This is a genomic window from Psychrobacter sp. CAL346-MNA-CIBAN-0220 (assembly GCF_040309805.1).
Lineage (GTDB): Bacteria > Pseudomonadota > Gammaproteobacteria > Pseudomonadales > Moraxellaceae > Psychrobacter.
Genome location: NZ_JBEOPF010000203.1, coordinates 1 through 277, shown reverse-complemented (window position 1 = coordinate 277; position 277 = coordinate 1). Strand labels below are relative to the sequence as shown.

Genomic DNA, 277 nt, shown 5'->3' with positions numbered 1-277 from the left:
GATCAGAACAATGGCGATTTCCCATTATTAACACCAGATTTAATTCCGGCAAATCCAGATGATTTAGGCACAACCGTTGCGGGTATTGAATCAACTTCTTACTCAGGTTGGGGAACTTCATTTGCTGCTGATTGGGCAATTAACGACACTTATACAAGTAAGTTTATCTCAAGCTACCGTACCTCTGAGTATGAAGGTGGTTTAGATGATGATGCATCAGCGCTTAATTTATCTGAGTTTCCAGAGCAAGGTGGTGCTGATCAATACTCATTTGAAA

General features: G+C 40.4%; 1 protein-coding gene. It reads left to right on the top strand.

What is annotated here, in order from left to right; all coding sequences use genetic code 11:
• Positions 1-277, top strand: a 277-nt coding sequence (locus AAEY88_RS13330) for a hypothetical protein (protein ID WP_350563157.1), incomplete at both ends; no start/stop codon positions are given.